The following is a 316-nucleotide window of genomic DNA, read 5'->3' on the forward strand; positions in this document are numbered from 1 at the left end:
CCACCGGGTCGCAGAACCGGCGCAGGTAGTCGACGACCTCGGGGTGGATCCAGTGCGTCACCACGACTCTGCGCCGGCGGGCGCCGCCCTCCTCGGGCGGCCGATGGAACGCGGCCACCGAGACGGTGGGCCTGCGGGTGGTCCGGGACAGCGCGATCCGTTTGCCGCTGTTCGCTTGCCGGGGCCTGCCGTTCACCGCGGCGTCACCTCCCAAGCCGTCGCTAGGACGTAGTTGGCTGCATCGGGTCCGGGGACACGGGGGACGGCGACGGCCGACACGTCGGAGAGGGTAAGCTTGGACCAACGCCGGGCGCAG

At 72.5% G+C, this 316-nt stretch carries 1 protein-coding gene; it reads right to left on the bottom strand.

Translation table 11 applies throughout. The annotated features are described in order from the left end of the window. The coding region (locus tag TN53_RS43620) for a hypothetical protein (RefSeq protein WP_046264488.1) at positions 1-196 on the bottom strand (196 nt) is incomplete at its 3' end. Positions 197-316 lie beyond the last annotated feature (120 nt).

The organism is Streptomyces sp. WM6386 (assembly GCF_000972385.1).
Lineage (GTDB): Bacteria > Actinomycetota > Actinomycetes > Streptomycetales > Streptomycetaceae > Streptomyces.